We start from the raw sequence: 2,151 nt of genomic DNA on the forward strand, positions 1-2,151 counted from the left end.
ACATAGACACGAGCGTCATCGACGTTGCACATCGCCATGACCTCGCGAGTAAGGGCGGCGACCATCGCCGTTTCGCCTGACTCGCGCATCCGGTCTGCGGGTCGAAACCAGTTCCAGCACCTCAGCGGATTGGCACTCTCCGACTGCTCCGGATAAACGACGATATAGCCCGCCTCCTCGGCGGCCGCGTTCATTTCGGTGCCTGTCGCGAAGTCGTCCGGGTCCTGTTGCGCGCCGTGGAGCATCACGATCATCGGTAGAGGCTGGCCGTTGTAGCCGCTCGGAACATAGATCTTGAAGTGATGCGTAATATCGTCGTGCCCGAAGCGACTTCTCAACCATTGAGGACCGCCTGCTTCCGACACCGGCCACTCGTCAGCGGACGCAGCCCTGCGAAATTGCGCACTCGACATATCGCTATAGTCCGAAGCGCGCCGATGAGTTACGGGTTGCGGTTGCAGCGGTGGCCGGGGTCCGGGTTCCGGCGCGGGGCTCGCGTCGGCGGTCATTCGCAGGTCGATGAAGAACCGCGCCGCGAGCGCTACGGGTCCACGTGCGAAAAGCGACCAGAGCGCGTCGTCTGCCAAGGCAAGCGAATCGAAGGGGCTCATCGGCGTTCCTTAGGTGTATTGAACTCAATAAAAAACCCGCCTGAAGCGGGCTTCAAAAGCAACGGGGATACAACAGAAGGCCGAACGTTCGAGTTCAACGCTTTGAGCCGGCTTTGGCAGGCCGTAGCGCGGCTTCGGATACCTCTTTTACGCTGTCCGCAGCGTGAGCGCTTGTGTCGATCGCGTTCTGCGCAATTTCCGCGCCCGCGTCAAGGACGACCACAGCCGCGTCTTTGACGGCATCTGTCGACGCCGCTGTAATGCTCAAGAGATGCTCCGACGACTCCTGCAACGCCGATTGGCCCTGCCCTACCGCGGACTCGGGCACGCCCTTTATGTTGATGCCGTATTGCTCGTAATGGCTGCGTGTTTCACTCAGAATATCGGTCTCTGTTGCACGGATGATGGATAAAAAATGCCGGGTGTACGCCGCCGCTTTCTCCGGAAACGCGGCGAACAGTGTCGACTCCCAAGTCAGAAACTCGCCCGGTTTCGCGCTCCCACCCGCCTTCAGAACTGAAGTACCCTCTTCAAACACCGTCTTGACTGTCTGCACGTTCAACTCGGCGAGTTGTTGAAGACCGCCCGCGTATCGCTTTGTCACATTTACAAACATCTGTAGATTTCCTGCCGCCATTGTAGAGGACTGCTGAGGATAAAATGGAAACATTGACCGCTCCTTGGAAACAAACTGATTTGGCTAAACCTACCGACCGATTAACGGAACTTGCTGCGTTGCAGCAATGAACCCATCATACGGCAGTTTTAATGGTCGTCAAGTCGCTTTTGTCTAGCTGCACCCGCTTAAATCCGCAAAGGCTCGTCGAGCCCAGGTGACGCGGGCTGTGCCAGATCCTGCCCCAAATGCGGCCGCCGACGTCCTGAATCCGCGGCGGGTACCTGCAGGAGATAGCTGCCCGTCATTCTTACTTGCGATTAGAAGACCCCTGGAAGCCCGCATGCTCTCCTCGGCACGCTGAATTACAGTAACACCGCCATTGCTGCGGTTTGAGATTTCTGCGCGGAGCTGGCGCATGCTCGCAAAGACCGTCTGCAAAGATTGCCGGGCGAATTCACCCCTGCTTTACCAGCACCTCGGTCGGGTCAGCGCCATGTATATGCTGAGCCGCCTCCTGAATGGCCATCACGTTCGCGTTGAGGAGCTCGGTTTGTTTTTTCACCAACGCCTGGATCGCTTCGTAAGCGAGTCGGTTTGTCCCCGTAGGTGCTTCCAGATCCTTGCGCCTTGACTCGGCGAAGGACGTCGAGTCGATGCCGGGAAAAATTAAATTTCTCCTGCATCCTCGCGAAATCGGTAAGCTGATTAACCGGCGTATCCATATACATGTCTCCTCGGCAGTAGTTTGCGAAGCCATATGAATCGCGCCGCACAATGAGTGCTGCGACCTAATTCGCGAAACTTCTGGAAGACCACGCCGAGCGTTTCACAGATACGTCGATTAGGATAGGTCTCGATTCGATCATTAGGGTCCCGAACATAACCAATCGGCACCGTCATGAATAACTTACCGCGTTTGGC

The 2,151-nt window shown here is 57.0% G+C and carries 3 protein-coding genes; all 3 read right to left on the reverse strand.

The window, feature by feature from the left end:
• Positions 1 to 611: alpha/beta hydrolase family esterase (locus WCA53_RS11095; protein ID WP_423909229.1), on the reverse strand; the 611-nt coding region annotated here is incomplete at its 3' end.
• Positions 612 to 705: 94 nt separating this feature from the next.
• The gene (gene phaP, locus WCA53_RS11100; protein ID WP_423909232.1) at positions 706 to 1,281 is read right to left on the reverse strand and encodes a TIGR01841 family phasin; all 576 of its coding nucleotides are present in this window, start codon (positions 1,279 to 1,281) and stop codon (positions 706 to 708) included.
• 403 nt (positions 1,282 to 1,684) lie between these two features.
• On the reverse strand, positions 1,685 to 1,987 hold the full coding sequence (locus WCA53_RS11105) for a phasin family protein (protein ID WP_423909237.1): 303 nt from the start codon (positions 1,985 to 1,987) through the stop codon (positions 1,685 to 1,687).
• Between the last annotated feature and the right edge of the window lie 164 nt (positions 1,988 to 2,151).

The sequence above is a fragment of the Caballeronia sp. genome (genome assembly GCF_049581465.1).
Classification (GTDB): domain Bacteria; phylum Pseudomonadota; class Gammaproteobacteria; order Burkholderiales; family Burkholderiaceae; genus Caballeronia.